This is a genomic window from Kineothrix sp. IPX-CK (genome assembly GCF_039134705.1).
Taxonomy (GTDB): domain Bacteria; phylum Bacillota; class Clostridia; order Lachnospirales; family Lachnospiraceae; genus Kineothrix; species Kineothrix sedimenti.
Map to the genome: position 1 here is coordinate 3,946,475 of NZ_CP146256.1, position 18,317 is coordinate 3,964,791.

The 18,317-nt window shown below is 44.8% G+C and carries 12 protein-coding genes; all 12 read right to left on the bottom strand.

Annotation, left to right across the window (positions count from 1 at the left end; all coding sequences use genetic code 11):
• Nucleotides 1–12: 12 nt before the first annotated feature.
• The 12 genes from V6984_RS18790 to V6984_RS18845 all read right to left on the bottom strand — a co-directional run bounded on the left by V6984_RS18790 (nucleotide 13) and on the right by V6984_RS18845 (nucleotide 18,302).
• Nucleotides 13–1,920 carry a nucleoside-diphosphate sugar epimerase/dehydratase gene (locus tag V6984_RS18790; RefSeq protein WP_342757129.1) on the bottom strand — a complete coding sequence of 636 codons (1,908 nt, stop codon included), beginning with the start codon at nucleotides 1,918–1,920 and terminating at the stop codon, nucleotides 13–15.
• Nucleotides 1,898–4,603, bottom strand: coding sequence for a hypothetical protein (locus V6984_RS18795; RefSeq protein ID WP_342757130.1), 2,706 nt, complete (start codon nucleotides 4,601–4,603; stop codon nucleotides 1,898–1,900). Before V6984_RS18795 ends, V6984_RS18790 begins: the two co-directional genes overlap by 23 nt.
• Before the next feature lie 42 nt (nucleotides 4,604–4,645).
• Entirely contained in the window at nucleotides 4,646–6,469 is a 1,824-nt protein-coding gene (locus V6984_RS18800; protein ID WP_342757131.1) for a DUF6020 family protein, read from the bottom strand.
• Between the two features lie 6 nt (nucleotides 6,470–6,475).
• Nucleotides 6,476–7,951: a GNAT family N-acetyltransferase gene (locus tag V6984_RS18805; protein ID WP_342757132.1), complete on the bottom strand. Its 1,476-nt coding sequence runs from the start codon at nucleotides 7,949–7,951 to the stop codon at nucleotides 6,476–6,478.
• Between the two features lie 44 nt (nucleotides 7,952–7,995).
• Nucleotides 7,996–9,918: a hypothetical protein gene (locus V6984_RS18810; RefSeq protein WP_342757133.1), complete on the bottom strand. Its 1,923-nt coding sequence runs from the start codon at nucleotides 9,916–9,918 to the stop codon at nucleotides 7,996–7,998.
• Nucleotides 9,908–11,038, bottom strand: a complete 1,131-nt coding sequence (rffA, locus tag V6984_RS18815) for a dTDP-4-amino-4,6-dideoxygalactose transaminase (protein WP_342757134.1) — start codon at nucleotides 11,036–11,038, stop codon at nucleotides 9,908–9,910. Before rffA ends, V6984_RS18810 begins: the two co-directional genes overlap by 11 nt.
• A gap of 70 nt (nucleotides 11,039–11,108) precedes the next feature.
• The gene (locus V6984_RS18820; RefSeq protein WP_342757135.1) at nucleotides 11,109–12,830 is read right to left on the bottom strand and encodes a hypothetical protein; all 1,722 of its coding nucleotides are present in this window, start codon (nucleotides 12,828–12,830) and stop codon (nucleotides 11,109–11,111) included.
• A 52-nt stretch (nucleotides 12,831–12,882) separates the two neighbouring features.
• Entirely contained in the window at nucleotides 12,883–13,995 is a 1,113-nt protein-coding gene (locus V6984_RS18825) for an acyltransferase (protein ID WP_342757136.1), read from the bottom strand.
• 10 nt (nucleotides 13,996–14,005) lie between these two features.
• On the bottom strand, nucleotides 14,006–14,446 hold the full coding sequence (locus V6984_RS18830) for a GtrA family protein (RefSeq protein WP_342757137.1): 441 nt from the start codon (nucleotides 14,444–14,446) through the stop codon (nucleotides 14,006–14,008).
• A gap of 40 nt (nucleotides 14,447–14,486) precedes the next feature.
• Nucleotides 14,487–16,352, bottom strand: a complete 1,866-nt coding sequence (locus V6984_RS18835) for an ABC transporter ATP-binding protein (RefSeq protein WP_342757138.1) — start codon at nucleotides 16,350–16,352, stop codon at nucleotides 14,487–14,489.
• 2 nt (nucleotides 16,353–16,354) lie between these two features.
• Nucleotides 16,355–17,302: a ChbG/HpnK family deacetylase gene (locus tag V6984_RS18840; protein WP_342757139.1), complete on the bottom strand. Its 948-nt coding sequence runs from the start codon at nucleotides 17,300–17,302 to the stop codon at nucleotides 16,355–16,357.
• Nucleotides 17,292–18,302, bottom strand: a complete 1,011-nt coding sequence (locus V6984_RS18845) for a glycosyltransferase family 2 protein (protein WP_342757140.1) — start codon at nucleotides 18,300–18,302, stop codon at nucleotides 17,292–17,294. Before V6984_RS18845 ends, V6984_RS18840 begins: the two co-directional genes overlap by 11 nt.
• Nucleotides 18,303–18,317: the final 15 nt, after the last annotated feature.

The window sequence follows — 18,317 nt, forward strand, 5'->3', positions numbered from 1 at the left end:
AAATATATAATGTTATGATTTTATTAAATCCTTATAATGATAGGTCGGTACGATTTCCTTCACTAAGGGGCGAATGTCCGCCACTTCTTCTCTGGATTCTTCCTTCAGCTTTTTCAGCTGGGCGAAGAATTTCATCTCATCAAGTTCTATCGGTCTCCCTACATGAATCAATTTATTTGCCGTTTCCTTCAAGCCCTCTGCATCCATGAGAAGCTCTTCGTACAGCTTTTCACCGGGGCGCAGCCCCGTAAACTCTATCTTAATATCCTCTCCTACACGGTATCCGGATAAACGGATCAAGTTCTCCGCCAAATCCAATATCCTCACCGGCTCTCCCATGTCAAGCACAAAGATTTCTCCGCCCTTCGCATAGGCTCCAGCCTGTAACACCAAGGAAACCGCTTCCGGAATCGTCATAAAATAACGGATAATATCGGGATGGGTCACCGTTACCGGCCCCCCCTTCATAATCTGCTTTCTGAAAAGCGGGATGACGCTGCCATTGCTGCCAAGGACATTTCCGAAGCGCACTGCGACGAACTCCGTCTCGTAATGGTTGTTGAAGGTCTGAATGATCATCTCACAGATACGCTTGCTGGCTCCCATAATATTGGTTGGGTTCACCGCCTTATCGGTGGAAATCAGTACGAACTTCTTTACCCCGTAAAAAGCTGCCGCCTGAGCGGTTTTCCAAGTACCGAAGACATTGTTCTTCACCGCCTCGTTGGGGCTGTCCTCCATCAAGGGAACATGTTTATGCGCCGCCGCATGATAAACGATGTCCGGCCTGTAATGTTCGAATATCCAGTTGATTCTGTTCGTATTGCGAACAGATGCGATAAGCACCACGAGATCCAACTGTGAGTCGGAGTCCGCATCACAATATTTCGTCTTTAACTCCTGCTGTATGTCATATACGCTGTTTTCATAAATATCCAGAATAATAAGCTTCTTCGGCCTATGACCTGCAATCTGCCTGCACAGCTCACTGCCGATGGAGCCGCCTCCGCCGGTTACCAGGACCGTTTTATTCTGCACATAGCCAAGTATCGAATCGATATCCACACTGATGGGATCCCTGCCGAGCAGATCCTCAACTTCAATGTCTCTTAACTTGCTGACATTGACTTCCCCGTTCACCAGCTGATACATACCGGGCAGAGAGCGCAGTTTACAGCTTGTCTCCTTGCAGATTTCCAGAATCTTTCGAAGCTCAGAACGGGAAATAGAGGGCATGGCCACGATAATTTCATCGATATCGTAAATGTCGGCGCATTCGATAATCTTATCCCTGCCGCCGGCTACCTTGATTCCCTGAATGTATCTTCCCCATTTACCCTTGTCGTCATCAATGATACATCTGATGACCATAGTGCTGAAATTGCTGTTCACAATCTCCTTGATGATGACATTTGCCGCCTCGCCCGCGCCTATTACCATAACAGAGATTCCATTTTTCTTATTCTGCTGCTTGTGCTTCTGACTTCTCAAAAACCTGTAAGAAAAGCGACTGACAAAAATCATGCTGATCAGCACAAACATATACAAAAAGTAATAGCTCTTAGGCACCGGCTGCTGTACAGTCTTAAAAAACTGCAAGCCAACGCTGTTTAAAACTGCCGAAATTACACAGGACACAACCACGTTCTGCAGCTCCGTCTCTCCCGCAAACGCCCACAGGCTGTGATACAGCCTGAAAAAGTAAAAAATGAGCAGCGTCAGCAATATATTGACCGGAAGAAATCTTGTAATAGGGTCCAGAAAGTGGGCCGGTACCGTGTCGATATGAAATTCGTAACGAATGAGCACCGCCATATAACTTGCAAAAATAATGCTGATGATATCATAAATGATCAGGCTCGTTCTTCTGTAGAACAATTTTACATTAAAAGGCTTTCTATCTTTCTTCATTCGTTTCATCCTTTTTACCCATATCGAATAGCAGAGGCGCTAGCACAATAAGCAAGGTAAATCCTGCCGGATGGCAAAGATGAAATATCCATTCCACCAGGCCCGCCGTGGCAAAAGCCACTACGACTGTCGCCGGCATCGCAGCACAGGGAACGCTCTCCTTCCTTCTTCCAAAGAAAATACATCCCTGAACGAAAGTTGCAGCTCCCAAGAGGATAAACACTACTCCCACAAGGATACCGTGGTCATACGCAACCTGGAGATAAATATTATGTGCATGGACTGCCAATGTTCCATCCGGCAGCAGAGCACCCATCTCATCATGCCCCGTCAGATTAAGCTGGTCCAGATAAGCACGGAAAATATCCATACGTCCATTGGCATATTCCTCCGTCTTCTCATATACGCTGGTATCTTCCACGATATCGTCCTTATCCTCCGGAGTCTCTGTAAAATCACCTTCCTGTGCATCTCTTTCAAGCTCCGCTGCACGGGCATCGTCCGCTGCACGTTCTTCCTTAGTCTTAGTGCCGATGATACCCAGCTTAGGCTCGCTGCCGTTAGCTGCCGCTTCGCCTGCCCCGTCACTTTGCCCAGACTGATATAAATCGCCGACGCCGCCTTCCCATACGACCTCACCCTCGCTGTTAAATCTCTTCGCACGGTATTTCTGATATTCTTCGCTTCTTTCATAGGAAGATGTTCCGCTTTCCTCAATGCCGAAAATCTTATTATTGAACACTTCCACAAAGCGCTCGACCGTTATATAATACATGGAATCCCATTCGCTGCCTCTTTCAATCGCATCCGGGAACACTTCCACCTCATATTTGTATACATCGCTGCCAAGAGCAGGAATAATCCTCTGACCGGTAAAGACAATTGGGAAACACCAAATTACCGCTGCGCCCATCACTACAAACAGGCGCAGAATATTTATAAGTCTTTCTTTTCCCACGCCCCCTGCTGCCATTACCACGCCTACCACCAGCATTGCGGCTACGGACATGAATCCGGTTCTGGAGGCCGTAAACAGCATATATGTGCCGGAAGCGCCCAGCACCAGCAGCTCCGCCCATATATCCTTCAGCTTATGAGACTCTTTGTATTTATCCATAAGTTTCATCAACGCCGCACATATGATGAACGTCAGATATACCGCAGTTACCGTCACCGTATGGAAAATAAACGGGAATCTCGGATATACCCACGATAAAAACGGCCTGTGCAGCATGGAAAAAATAATGCAGCAGACAAAATGCAGGATCAGTCCGTTACTCATATTTTGCAGCAAATGTGCCTTTTTATCCCAAAGCGCATAGCAAAGGTAGAACAATACAAAAGAAATGACCAACGCTACCGTCCACCATCTCGTATTTCTGAATACGATAATAAGCAGGAAGAACAGTCCCAATACTCCGCCGTACCAGAGAGAGAGCCGGTTCATTTTTTCTTTTTTCAGGAGCATGAAAACGAGACGCCTTGCGATGGTTACAATTACTAAGCCGGAAAGCACCAGCGCCAGTACCCCGTACCGTACCGCCTTCAAATCCAGTTGGTCCATTGCCAGATAATCTACATAGTAGCTATAATAATGATAAACCGCTGCTGCTGCCAAGGCAGCATACACCAGAGTGATCTTGTTAAATATCTCTTTTTTCTTGCACATAGTAAGGATTGCCAGTGCAAAAAAAACGATGAACTGGCGTTCCGCAATTCTATGATGAATGTCGTAAAGACCGTTCATATAATTGCAGCATGCCCATACGGCGCCTGCAATAAAAGCCGACTGAAGATAATCCGCCCCATGCTCCTTTATTTTATCTCTAAGGGGTACGTACCTGCTTCTGTCTCTTTTATGATTAATGGCGTAAAACAGTGTAGCGCTGCCTAACAGCACTCCTATCGTATAAAAGATGTTATCCGTAAACTGTCCGCTGAAAAATCTGCGCACACTTATGATATACAAAGCGCCCCCTGTTATTGCCGCCGCCACAATATTGGCTGTATAACGGAACGCCTTTTCCACGGTAATCAGCTTGTCCTTCTTAGACAAGCGAAAATATACTTGTACAGCTCCGACTAACAGAGCCGCTAAAATGAGAAGTATCACATCGTAAGCAAATATTTTGTCCTTACGGAGCGGAACCATATAATAATATTCTCCTACGATATTATAGCCCTGAAGCTCATCATAGTTATAAACCAAACGGCTTACATACTGTGTCCCCGCTGACGCCGTCTCTTCCAGACCAAACCATACACGGCTGCCGTTTAACCCTTGAAGAAAGAAATAGTAGTCGCTTCCCACTTCCAGATCCTCATTGATATAGACGGGACAAAAGCCGGGAATATCGATGAATCGCACATCTACTTTTTGTTCGAACATAACCTGCATGTCCGAATCCAGCATACGGAAGATAAAGGAATCCACTCTCTGGTCTTTGTTCCAGCCGTTCTCGAAATCCGCAATGTACAAATTGACCGTTCCTAAATGGTCGTACTGAGCGATAAAACGTTGTAAAAGGTAATCCTCACCTATGCTGTCCGAAGAACCGGCCAGAATCTGATTACTGACAGAGGGAATCGTCTCGTCCCACATACGGATTGGATAAATCGTCATCATTGCTATTAAGGTAAGCAGTATTATTACGCTCTGTATCGCGTGACTTTTATTTACAATTTTATACATATGGTCTCTCCATTTCAAATGGTAAGTATAGCACAGATGCCCTCAGTTTACAAGAACAGCAACCATGGCCGGAAGCGTGAACCAGAGGATCAGCACATAGCGGGGCAGATACGTAGGGCCGAGAATTGCAGTAAGCCATACGAGCAGCACCATCAGGAAGGGGATGAGCAGGTCATAACGCCTTGTATAATAAGTATAGCCAAAAGTAAAGGCGAACACCCAGAAAAGAAATCCGGCCGAAAACATCATGGATAGGACAGGCACCTTCTGCTGTGCAACCTCCAGGGACATACTTCTATACCAATCGTTCAAAATCGGAAGCTTGCTCTCCCTGGTTCCAGGCTGCTCCACCTCATAACCGAAGAACGAGCTATCCTCATACGTAAAGGTAAATACTTCATTTCCACGATATACATCTATGACCGTGTCCGGATACCAGAGCCCATAGGAAGTCATGAACCATGCATTGATATACGTAAATGGATGTTCCATTCCTATCTTCGCCCAAAGCCTCATGTATTTTCCCGGATCAGCAGCATAAGCCTCGTTATCGAACCATATCTTTACCCCGTCGGATACCTTCGCCGTATAAAACCTAAGCGCTTCCTCGGGGAGAATCTCATACAAGGTCTCCAGGTCCTCCTCGGTAAAGCTCTCTCTGTCATACTCATAAGCTCTTGAAAGCTGTTGGAGCGGAACAGTCAGCATCTCCTGCTTTCCGGCAGACTGTGCCGAAAGCAACGCCGAAAGACCTGCTGCCGCGAGAAAATAAACCGCGAATATGCCTCCCAGGAGGAATGCCAGCTTCCTACGCACATCCTTCATGTAAAACAAAAGTACCGGTGCCATAACGAGAAAAGCATACATACCGTTATGCCGAAAGGACATCATAACAAAGGCACAGCTTCCAAAAAACAGCAGCTTCTTCCAAGAAGCAAAAAAGCTCTCTTTCTCTCTAGCCATATCCGCCATGGAAAGAAGCAGTAAAAGCAAAGCAGCAGTAAAGATTCCATCCTTCGCCGAGCATAAGGTGAACATGACGATTACCGGGAAAAAGGCGAAGTAAAAAAAGGTGCCGGCGCGAAGGAGGAATGCAACGCCTCTTTTTTTCATATAGGAAACCACATAAGTAAACACCCCTGACATGAAAAGCATTTGGAGCAGCGTATAGGCTGCAATTCCCATATTATAAGAGTCGGTCAGCTTATTTACCCCTAAAATCGTCCCTCCCAGCAAAAGCACGTGAAAAAGAGGATGGTGAGTAGTAAAATTTCTCGTCTGCACCTGAATGAACTCATCCTGCGCATCATATACGAAAAAGCCCGGATATACCGCCAGAAATACCGGCAGCCAGCAAAGAAAAAACAGGCACATCGTAAGTGCCGTCCGCTTTCTTTCTGACAAACCGTTCCACTTCCCATAGAGCTTATGCCATACGCTGTCTCTATCCACAGACTTTTTTTCGCTTTTATCACGGTCTCTTCTCTTCTGCCAGGCCTCAAGCGTTTTCCATGTGCATTGTATCCAGATTGCCAGTATTCCGGTCCAGATTACGATAGCTATCCACATGCCGGAATCCTTAAAATTTACGTTTTCCCCATAATCCAGCTGAACGCCGAAGGCGATGCAGCAGGAAAACAACAGTCCTAAAAACCCTGCCGCTGCAGCGCTTTTCCTATCTATTTTTTTTCCTGCGTTTACGAAGGAGCGGTAAAGCGCATAAGCACAGCCTCCCCATAGAAATACACTAAGAAAGCTGTTGCTTATTGCAAGACTGTTTTCCTTCAAATTCAGCATCTTCGGCAGACACCACGTCCCTGCGAGGGCTAGCAGCAAAGATACAATAATAGCCTTTTTTTTCTGCATAACCGCTTATTCCTCTTCATTCATGACTTCCCTTATGACAAATTGAGGGGAGTTATTCATAGAAATATACATTCTGCCGATGTATTCTCCTATCAGGCCAAGCATCAGCATTATCATGCCTCCTATAAATACCAGCGCCGACATCATGGAGCTAAAGCCCATGGGAACAGCAGGGTTAACAAACTTTTTAATTATCGTATATATTCCGTAAATAAATCCCATAGAAGCAAGCAGACAACCGATAGCAGTAGCAATGCGAAGAGGCTTCACACTGAACGCCGTAAAGCCGTTGAACCACAAGCCTAACAGCTTCCGAATGGTATACCCGGAGGTTCCCACCTCCCTTTCTCTATGATGTACGTTCACATTGCTGATGCGCTTCGTCGCCCGGAGCACCAGTCCGATTACGTAAGGATAAGCATTGGTATACCGCTTCATCTCCTCCACCACGAACCTCTTTGCCGCAAAGTAACTGGAAACATAAATATCCTTAGGTTTGCCCAGCATGATCCTCGCCATCTCTTCGTTTACCCAGCTTCCGAAATTACGAAACACCGAGTGCATCTTATGGTCGTATTTCGCATATACCACGTCGGAACCCTTTTCGATTTCCTCAAGCAGCTTGCCCACTTCATCGGCAGGGGTCTGTCCATCATCATCCAGGCATACTGCCACATCGCCCTTTATATGATGAAAACCTGCCATGAGAGCTGCATGCTGTCCAAAATTCCTTGCCAGATTTATGCCCTTAATTTTCTTATTTTCCTTACACAAAGTACGAATTTCGTCTAACGTTTTATCCGGAGAGCAATCGTCAACCAGTACTATTTCGTAGTCGTATTTTTTCCCATCTTTGTTCAAGCCTTTTACCGCTTCCGTTATTTCTGCCACTACCTTGGAAAGCGTCTGCTCCGACCGGTAGCAGGGAATCACGAAGCTTATCAGCTGACTGTTATCATCCTTTATATCTATGTCCATCAGATACATATCCTTTTTCTCACCATCCGAGCATTCCACAGCTTTTAGTATAGATCTCCTGACGAAGCCCGCCTTTTCATAGCTGCTGACCGCTGCCTCGTTATCGGTAAATACTCTCAGTATAATCTTATAAAGCTTCATATTCTCAAAAGCATATTTTACCGCAAGCTTCGCAGCTTCCGTTCCATAGCCTTTTCCTGCCGCATCGTCTTCTCCGATGAAAATACCGTATTCTGCTTCCTTCTTGTCCATATCCACATCTCTGAAATACACGCTTCCAATAGGACGCATCCCTTCTTTTTCACAAATAATAAACTGAACGGCACTCCCTGTCTCTACCTTAGTCCTCATCCAATTCTCATGGCTTTCCGGAGTAAAGGCCTCTCTGAATATGAAATTTCTCCTGACCCTTTCCTTATTCCTCCACATCACAATACAATCCGTATCTTCATAAGTCATTGGTCTAAGTATTATATTCTTCCCGATGATATTCATAGTCTGCATAAAACTCATATGCTCCTTCCCCGCGTAATAAAATTATTCTTTAATCACTCCACAATCTCTTCGGTTATATATCCTTGGATTTCATACACGCCGATTATTCCGTTTATTGTGTCAACCAGCCTTACCTTTGTCTCCACTCCCTGATCCGCGTAATAATCCGTCAAAAAGTCCGTACCCATTTCAAGCTCCGCCATCATATAGACGTTCTCGTCATAGGCGAGCGCCTCCTGCATGGAGCTTAGTCCAAATGCTTTCAATTTCTTATCATAAAGCGGGCTTTTATTCAGCCAGCCTCCCATAATGTCGTAATTAGCAATATGATTATTTACATTCTGAAACATCTTCTCGGAATACGGTATTTCGGTAACGGGGTCCGATACAGAAGAATACACATCGATAAAATAAAAATTGTCCTCATGAGAGCGGCAGTATTCCTTCATCGCTATGTCTGTTTTATTCGCTTCCCTGCGCGCTGCATATTCCGCATCTACCTTCCCGATCCCCGGCAGAAGGGAAGCCGCAGCCGTCAGTGCGATAACTGCCGAAAAAACTGCCGTCGCTTTTATCTTTCCACAGATTCGAGCTTCGATTCCTTGGCCTTCCATATGAAGCATAGACCATAAGATGCATAATTCTATCAGATACAAGGAATGAGTAATGCGTTCCGGATAGCGTCCGTTTATGAGAATATACATCCAGAGCACGGTTCTTACAAATCCCATAAGAAGCAACTTCCAGACTATTCTCCACACCCCGGCACAGGTCCGGTTGCCGCGCACCGCTTCGCCTTCCCATGTAAGACGATCTTTTGTCAGACATTTTTTTGTCGAACAATTCTTTGTCCTGCATACCTCATTCCATATTCCTGCGATAAAAACGGAAATATACGACAATACTACCATGACATTCCACGGATAATCATCGGGATTCGTCGAACCTTCCGGTTCCTTGTGGAAAGTCCTATAACGGTATTCCCACAGCTTCTCCACAAAATTTTCTCTCAGAGATACCGTCTGCTGCCTGACATCAGATTGATACTCCGCCATAGCGTTAAGTATTCCAGCGTCTAATGTATCGTCCATGCCGAAATTATATCTCTCGAGCAGCATATCCTGTTCCGCCTTAGTAATTCCCAGCCTCTCATACAGCTTTTCATTCCGTTCATAGGGCGGAATCTCTTGAAAATCATACAGCTTGGTCCTGCTGTCGAAATAATCGATGAAGTTCCTCCAGTTTCCTCCGCTGTATGCCGCATCATTTACCACATAAAGCAATACGATGCCCGCCAGAATACTTCCAATAACACCCAAGTATTTCACTATATTTTCCGTAGAAAAGAGCGCCGCTTTCCCGTGGCCCTCCATGGACCATCTGTATATACCCGCCGCGCAAATAAAGGGCAGTGCAAGAAGAAGCATTTCCGAACGTATGCCGAACGCCACAATGACCAGAATAATGCTGCATAGGTTCCTTTTTATAAATTTTCTTACGGAAGGTTCGGTCTTTGACGTGACGAATAAAAAAGCTGCCGTTCCTGCCAGCAATGCGGAAGTGACCGTATACTGTATGAATATAAAATGCTGCAGAAACAGTACCGTCATCACAAGGCCCTCCAGCCCTGCCATCAGCAGCTTGGAGACCGTACTCCTTCGAAAGCAAAGGCTTCTTTGCACGATGAGATAAAAGCAGACAAACTGACACCCGCACAGAAAGATACCATAAACCGGCGCCTGTGGAAAAACACGGTAAATCAGGCTGATCAACAGGCTCATAGGATACAACATCTGTATGTTGCGGCTTTCCGGTTCGCCTGTATAGACCCCTGCCAGAATATCCTTCATCACCACATCATCGTTCAAATCGAAATAATAATCATACCGCACCGCCGCCAGCACGCCCAGAATTATCATAAGCCCCGCTGCAATTATTTTATTATCATGTTTTTTATAAAACCTGCTAAGCACCATAGAATTCCTTTACCTTACCGGCAACATAGTCCACTTCCTGCTCCTTAAGTTTATAGAACATCGGCAGCCGCAAAAGTCTCTCGCTTTCCTTTGTGGTATATATGTCCTCTCCGTGGAATCGTCCGAATTTTATACCTGCCGGAGCCGAATGGAGAGGCACATAATGGAACACCGAAAGGATTTCGTTCTTCTTCAGAAAAGCGATGAGCGCCGCTCTTTCTTCCATGTCCTTCGTCTTTATATAGAACATATGCCCGTTGTGGATACATCCCTCCGGCACTTTGGGAAGCTCTATTTTTCCACTCTCCATAAGACGGCTTAGTCTTTCATAATATTGCTTCCATCTCGCCAGACGGATATCGTTGATTTCATCCGCCATCTCTAACTGCGCATATAAATAAGCTGCGTTCATATCGCTGGGCAGGTAGGAGGAACCATGATTCATCCACCGGTATTTATCCACCTGGCCTCTGAAAAATTTGCTTCTGTCCGTACCTTTTTCTCTGAAAATCTCCGCATCTTCGATGTATTTCTCATCCCGGATCAGCAAAGCGCCGCCTTCTCCCATGCTGTAGTTTTTCGTTTCATGGAAGCTGAAGCAGCCGAAATCTCCGATAGTTCCAAGCGGCTTTCCCTTATAAGAAGCCATAATCCCCTGTGCTGCATCCTCTACCACGATTAGCTGATGTTTCCTCGCAATTTCCATGATTTTATCCATCTCGCAGGACACGCCTGCATAGTGAACTACCGCAATTGCCCTCGTTTTCCCGGTAACGGCAGCTTCAATGAGATTTTCGTCTATGTTCATCGTATCAGGCCGTATATCTACAAATACGATTCTGGCCCCCCTCAGCACAAAGGCATCCGCCGTAGATACGAACGTGAAGGAAGGCATGATCACTTCATCCCCTTCCTTTATCTCAGCAAGGAGAGCCGCCAGCTCAAGCGCGTGGGTGCATGAGGTAGTAAGAAGACTCTTGCTCGTGCCCGTCCTTTCCTCTATCCACGTACTGCACCTGCGGGTAAATTCTCCGTCTCCGCATATCTTCTGGTTTTCTACCGCCTGCCGCATATACTCCATTTCTTTTCCCGTAAATGGAGGCACATTAAAGTTAATCATAATATTCATTCTCCCTTTCGATTTATTCCTGCGGGCAATGAGCCAAGCACAAGCTTGCTTGCATTTGACTTTATTGCTGATACACCTTGTAATTTTCATTTTCAAATACGCACCGATAATTATGTGACGCAATAAAATCCAGTATCAAATCCGACTTTTCTCCGGATACAATTTCCTTTCCCGTGTCGTTATGAAGGACTACCGTAGGCAGAGTATCTATTTCTTCAAGCGCACGGTCGAGAGCATCGTAGGTATTGCTTGGTATCTCCGGCCAAGTGGTGAAAATGGCGGCGGGTACATCCAGAATATAGCTAAGTCCAGGCGCATCTCCCCAAAAGATTGCCGGCTCATTAGAAAGTTTTCCCTCTTGCCAGAACGCAATAAGACTGTTCAGGCTTGCTGCATTTTCGCTGGTCGTATACATCCCCGCCAGCACACTGCTGTTCTCCACCTGAGAGTCCCTCTTTTCCCCGTATATTCCGTCCCGGAACACATACCTACAGCCAAAGCCGATTCCCTGTACAAGAATCATCAGTATAATCGCCGCGGCAAATGCCTGAAACGGGAAATAAACCGCTCGTCCTTTTATCTTTAGCCATATCCGGTAACAGGCCCATAAGGTATAGGGAGCGACCAAAAACAGGTTGTTCATATTCTGATAGGTGTAATTATTGCTTCCAATTGGCGTGACCACAATAATGATGAGCACGATAGCGGCCAGTATGCGCTCCTCTTTGTACGACCTGCCGGAAATAAAGCCCCCGATTCCCGCAATACAGCAAATAACAGACAAAATGAGAAACAACATCATCCACTGGAAAACACTTCCTTCATTATAGTAGCGCAGAGAGAACATACCCTGACCCAGATAAAAACGAAACAATACTAAAATTCCAATGCAGTACAGAAGTTTTTTAAGCCTTTCGTACTGTCCCCTTTTTATATAAAACATAATGATTCCCGCAAATATACATGGAATCATGTAAGCAATCCACTTCAAAGAAGATGCATATGCGCTTGCGATATCGGAAAGCATTCCAATAAGAGTGTAATCGGACGCTTCTTCCGTCATCCCGAACAGCCCGCTTATCATGCCGATAAAGGAATCCATTCCATACCTTGCAATTATGATAAGCAGAATACTGCCTATTCCCACAAAGTATCCAACAAGGCAAAGCCCTGTTTTTTTAACGATAACAGAAATCTTATCTTTATTCAGCCATCCTGCGAACCACAGCGCCACGATCAAAGCTGCTTCCACGAGGTTGGGAAAGCGCACCATAACATTGAGCCCAAGACTTGCTCCCGCCAATATATAATAGCTTTTCCTATCGCTTATCAGCGCCCGATAGAGCAAGATACTCCCTGCTGCAAACAAGAAATAAGTCAGATAATTATACAAAATCGTCGTAGGACACCAGCAAAGGCTAAGAGCGATCATCTCTCCGACAAAAGCTATCCCCCCGTCCATCCAATGCCTTAAAGCATAATAACAGATGAGCGCCAGAGCGCTTAAAAGCAGCCCCGTATATATATTCATACCCAAAAGTGTATTTCCAAGGGGCAGCTTCATCAAAAAAGATCCAGCCACATTCGCCAGATAGGTCGCCAGCACCCATGTAATATCCATCCGATCCATAAAGCGGTAATATCCCAGCGAATAGGTAGTATCCGTAATGTCGATTCCCTGATTGATAAGAAGCAAAGGATAAAGAAACAATATGAACGGAAACACTGTCTTCTCCGCTATTTTCATATACACATTCCCTTTCCAATCCGTAAGCGTTCTCATTCAAATACCCCTCTGTCCGCTTAGGCGGACGCTAACTTCAATCTAATCTCTTTTATGAAAAGCTGCTGTCAATTTTCTTAAGCCATGCCGCCGGCTTAGTCTTCGCCAGGTGCCTGCCGATGTAAGCGAAGATAATTCTGCGTACTGCATCTATAAAGATTCCTGTCAAATACACCAGAAACACGGACAGCAATAAATGAACAACAAAGCCACCTACACCCGCTTCACTTACCGGTCCGATGAATTCATCCAGCCATCCGGTCCACATCGAGCGAATATCGATATGCTCATGGAACAAATAAACGCCGAAAGTAAGGGGAGAGATGGCGCATATAATATCAGCCGCTCTCTCCGGTATCTTCACATAGCGGAAAGCACAAAATAATGAAACGGCGCCCGCCAGGCAAAGCAAATAATTATAATGGAACGGCACCGTAGAGTAATAAGCGAAGGCGCCCGTTTTTTCATGGATATAATAAAATACGCATACGACAACAAATATGGCAAAGGCACAGCCCGCATAGGCAATCCATGCACGCCTGCCTGTAGAAAAGGATTTCAGTCCATACAGCCTGATATAAGCCGCAATCAGATAAACGCACAAAAACCAGCCAAAGTCATAACCGAACCTGTCTGTAACAAACTGCACCGGAGAGATGCTTTTGAACCCGCAAAAGAATACGAGCAGCAACACAAGGGTAATCTGCAGCTGTTTCCTGTTCATCGTTTTCACCGCCAGATTGAGCACCGGGGTAAAAAGATACAGAATTACATAAGAGGTTGCAAACCAATAATGCTCCGTCTCTATAGGAAATAAATATTGTATCCATAAGTAAATACCGCCCGCTCCATTTCCTGCAGCTCCGCTCCCCAGCATGAAGAGGGGAATGAGCGTCGAATAGAACAGCACCTGACAAATGAGAACTACGATACGTTTTATTTTAAATCCCGCTTCTACGAGAAAGTAGCCGCTGATCAACACATATACGTTGACCGCCACGATGCAGAAAGACTCTATGAGGGTCCCTATGATTTTCTTCGCATCCGCACTCTCTCCCAAGGAAAGCAATGCACCGGTATGATTCAGGTAATGCAGTGTCACCACCATGAACATTGCGATGATTCTTAACAGTTCGTAGTTTGCCTGACGTTTCGAATTCGACATACGTCTCTCCCTAAGCTTCTTTTTTTCTGAACACCCAAAGCTTACTGAAAATATAATTACATACGATTACGATTACATTACATATAAATTTGGAAACAACATCATCCACACGAATTACATCTACCAAAATATACATGAGGACGAGTTCCATGATTCCCGTTACAATTCTTGCGCTAATAAACGATACGAATTCTTTATGCATTCCGGTTTTATCCGTTACCTTACTTTTAAATACGAAGGTACGGTTTGTCCAGTAGGCGAAGAGAACCGCCACGACCCATGCGAAGGCAGTCGCTATCAGAACCAGTACCACCTTGTCCTCATCCGCTCCAAGCACCTTAGCTGCCGCCGCGTAGGCGAGCATATTTACAAGAAATGCGAGAAAACCGTAGAATAAATAATTCACCGCCTCCTCATATTTTTTGTACATATTAATAATAAATTCTATCATCGTTTCTTCCTTTTGCTTTTTGCAATCCTTTCGTCTTATATTACCTTTCCCTCGATGCTTGTCCGTTTTCTACACGGTAGACGATGTCGCATTTTTCAATCGTCTGTAATCTATGGGCGATAATAACCAATGTCTTTCTTCCGTGCAGGCGATTGATGGATTCCATAATTGCCGCCTCCGTATCGTTGTCCAGAGCAGAGGTTGCTTCATCCAGAACCAATACCTCCGGGTCCTCGAACAGTGCACGGGCTATACCGATACGCTGCCTTTGCCCTCCGGATATGCGGATCCCTCTTTCTCCGATGCCTGTATCAAGCCCCTCGGGCAGCCCTCGCACGAACTCGTCAAGCTGCGCTTCCTTCAGCGCCTGCCATACCTTATTATCGTCAATATCCTCATCCGCATAGCCAAAGGCAACATTTTTACGGATCGTAGAATCGATCATAAAGATGGTCTGCGGAATATAGCCGATATTTTTCAGCCACGATTCATAATTCTCCCTGACTTCTATGCCATCCGCCAGTATCTCGCCCTCCTGCAGGCGCAGAAGCCCCAGCATGATATCAACCACTGTAGTTTTGCCCGCTCCCGAAGTTCCAACGACGCCGACGGACTTTCCTACCGGAATGCTCATCGTCGCTTTATCGAAGATGAGAACATCTGTATTAGGGTATTTATACGTGATATTCTTTAAAAGTATTTCCCTTTTAACCGGAAGTTTCTCAATATTTCGTTTTTGCCTATAAACTTCCTCCTTATAATCGATGTTTTCATCCCGGATATCCTCCTGAAGATTATCCGTTACTCCCATGAAAAACGGCTCAAAATAAGCGATGGAGGTCAGATAATTGTTGATACGGTTGGCGCTTGGAATCAGGCGCATCGCCGCCACGGCCAGCGTCGTAATCTGAGGCACGATATCGGCCACCGCCGTTCCTCCCGATATTTTTATCATCAGATAAAAGACCATGCCCGCAATCGCTACAGTCTCTATCAGAAGTCTCGGAGTGGCATTAAATATATTATAGCGCTGCACGGCATTTACATATCCTGCTCCGCAGGCGGAATATTCGTTAATAAAATAATTTTCTTTATTTGCCACTTTGATTTCTTTAATACCCATGACCGACTGCTCAATCCACTTATACAGTCCGCTGTAATAGTCCTGATTCTCTTCTCCGGCCTTACGCATGATGGGTTTTAAGATTCCTTTGATTATTAAGAGCACTGCAACTAACAGCACCGAAACCGTCGCCGTCATCATCACATCCGATTTCAGACAGACGCACACCAGACACACGAATACAATCAGCTCGCTGAAAAGCTGCAGAAGGCTCAAAATCAAGCCATACATATTGTTGACGTCAGAGGTGATGCTGCGCTGGATTACCGAAGTATCCGCGTTCAGATAGTATTCGTAGGGCCGCTTCATAAAATTGATCATCATTCTTCTTGAAGTGGCAAATTGATTGCTGTATACAAATTTAAGCTGCACCTTATTTTGAAAAAATAAATAGGAATTCTTCACAGCGAACACCACGATCAAGGCTCCCATGACTACCATCGTAAATTGTGCAACGCTCTGCATATGAAACATATCGTATATTGTCGATAAGAGCTTATTCTTCTCGATTGCATCCGGGTCTGTGATTACCGCTGCAACGGGATAAACCATGCCGATTCCCAAGGTCTCCAGCACCGCCCCTATCAACATGATGAATACAAGGCCCACCATCTTTTCCTTCTGTTTTCTGTCCAGTAATATATTTAACTTTGCCAGTATTTTTACCATTCGGTGTCTTACCTCTGCTCGTTTATTGCTACTGTTCACTCCGTTCGCAGTAACGCATGATTTCCGCATGTCAATTCGCTCCGCGAAGAAGAAATCATCTTTGTATTTTAGCATACTTACTTATAGGATTGCAAATTCTCCATATTCAAAACCATAATCGCCTCATATTCCATCCTTCTTCCCTTCGAAAGATAAAATTCTCTGCTTCCATCATTACTGAACTCCTCACCCATTTCTTCTTGCAACGTGCTGCCGGGATGAAATAGTATTTCCAGCATTCTATCTTTTTTATATGCCTGTTCCTTCATAAGGGGCAGGACCCTGCCAACGCGCTTCGCATCCATATGTCCGCTGAACAACACTCCCCACAAAAACATAGGGCGAACATTTATTCCCTCCCTTTTTATTATTTTTTCCATATGTATAGAATAAAAATTTAAAAGCAAATTTTTAATGATATTGACCGGACGGTATGATTTCCATAAAGAAAAGCTCATCAAAAACGGGCGTATCGGCTCCTTGGTCACACGGATATAATCCACCAGATACTGCCGCTTTTCCATTACTTTCATGAGTGCTTTATATACGATGGGAATCATCTGAGTATGCTGATGACCGTCAAAACGAAGCGGCACGCCAATGCCGTAATCTTCACCGAAATGCTCCCTGAAGCATTCTGTCTGCGCTTCTATCTCCGCCGCCAGTTCGCGTTCTATCTCTTTATATTTCCACGGACAATAATTCCATAGAAAGAGAGTTCCCCATCCTATTTTAAAGTAACCTCGCTCGTCAACAAGATGAGACACCGTTTCTACAGGTGCCAGACAATGGCCCTCCATAAAATTAAGATGAACGCTTAGGAGAGGCATTCGAGACCATCTGTTTTTCTCTCTATTGAATTTCTCCGCATATTCCTCCAGACATTTCATATTGGTCAGCACACTAATACTGTCTAACTTTTCTGCATACAGACATTTTAGAATGTCCTCCGAAACATGACCAGATAACCCATAGTCATCCGCATGAATATCTATTCTGCTCCGGCTTACTTCTTTACTCTCCATCTTCTGATTCCTGTCCTTCCTCACCAGTCTGGGCATCTATCCATATTATAGACTGTATGATATATCTAGGCCGCGATTTAGTCTCCAAGTATATTTTTCCCACATATTCTCCTACAATACCAAGAGAAAATATCGTCAGCCCTCCCATCATCAAGGTAACGACCATTGAAGTCGTATATCCGGGAATATTGTGACCCGAAAGCCAATCCACAAGACTTATAATAATCATAATAACACTAAACACACTGACGACAAAACCGAGCAGCGTAATGAGTTGAATTGGTCTCGTACTCATAGAAGTAATTCCGTCTGCTGCTAATTTTACCATCTTTTTAAAAGTATACTTAGATTTTCCTGCTTCTCTTTCCTTTACATCAAAATAAACAATATCAGATGGAAATCCCATGGTCGGAATAAGCCCACGCAAAAATAGATTTACCTCTTTATATTCTTCCAAAGCAGTTATTGCCGTCTTCGAAAGCAGTCGGTAATCCGCATGATTTTCCATCACATTACTTCCTAAAAGATTCATCATTTTATAGAAACATGTTGCAGTCATTTTTTTAAAGAATCCATCGCTATTCCTATCATTCCTTACTCCATATACAACTTCGCTACCCTTTTGATATGCTTCAATAAATCCATCAAGCGCTTCAATATCCTGCTGTAAGTCAGCATCTATCGTCACTACCATATCCGCATGCTTTCCCGCCGTCAGCATCCCAGATAAAATCGCACTTTGGTGTCCGCAATTGCGCGAAAGGCAAAGCCCGGAAAAAACGCAGTCTTCTTTGCACAAATCAACGATGATCTTCCAAGTATCGTCCTTGCTTCCGTCGTTAACGAACATAATTTTACTTTTAGGCGATATTTTGTCTTCTTTCACAAGCCTGCTCAATTTGTCGCGCATCACGGCTGCTGCATGCTGCAGTCCTTCCTCCTCGTTATAACACGGAACAACCAAATATAAAGTTTTTTCTCTATTTCCATATTCGCTCATTTTCTTCCCCCTATC

Coding starts and splice junctions, on each gene's coding strand:
- V6984_RS18790 (WP_342757129.1), bottom strand. CDS start 1,920: ATGAAACGAATGAAGAAAGATAGAAAGCCTTTTAATGTAAAATTGTTC.
- V6984_RS18795 (WP_342757130.1), bottom strand. CDS start 4,603: ATGTATAAAATTGTAAATAAAAGTCACGCGATACAGAGCGTAATAATA.
- V6984_RS18800 (WP_342757131.1), bottom strand. CDS start 6,469: ATGCAGAAAAAAAAGGCTATTATTGTATCTTTGCTGCTAGCCCTCGCA.
- V6984_RS18805 (WP_342757132.1), bottom strand. CDS start 7,951: ATGCAGACTATGAATATCATCGGGAAGAATATAATACTTAGACCAATG.
- V6984_RS18810 (WP_342757133.1), bottom strand. CDS start 9,918: ATGGTGCTTAGCAGGTTTTATAAAAAACATGATAATAAAATAATTGCA.
- rffA (WP_342757134.1), bottom strand. CDS start 11,038: ATGATTAACTTTAATGTGCCTCCATTTACGGGAAAAGAAATGGAGTAT.
- V6984_RS18820 (WP_342757135.1), bottom strand. CDS start 12,830: ATGAGAACGCTTACGGATTGGAAAGGGAATGTGTATATGAAAATAGCG.
- V6984_RS18825 (WP_342757136.1), bottom strand. CDS start 13,995: ATGTCGAATTCGAAACGTCAGGCAAACTACGAACTGTTAAGAATCATC.
- V6984_RS18830 (WP_342757137.1), bottom strand. CDS start 14,446: ATGATAGAATTTATTATTAATATGTACAAAAAATATGAGGAGGCGGTG.
- V6984_RS18835 (WP_342757138.1), bottom strand. CDS start 16,352: ATGCTAAAATACAAAGATGATTTCTTCTTCGCGGAGCGAATTGACATG.
- V6984_RS18840 (WP_342757139.1), bottom strand. CDS start 17,302: ATGGAGAGTAAAGAAGTAAGCCGGAGCAGAATAGATATTCATGCGGAT.
- V6984_RS18845 (WP_342757140.1), bottom strand. CDS start 18,302: ATGAGCGAATATGGAAATAGAGAAAAAACTTTATATTTGGTTGTTCCG.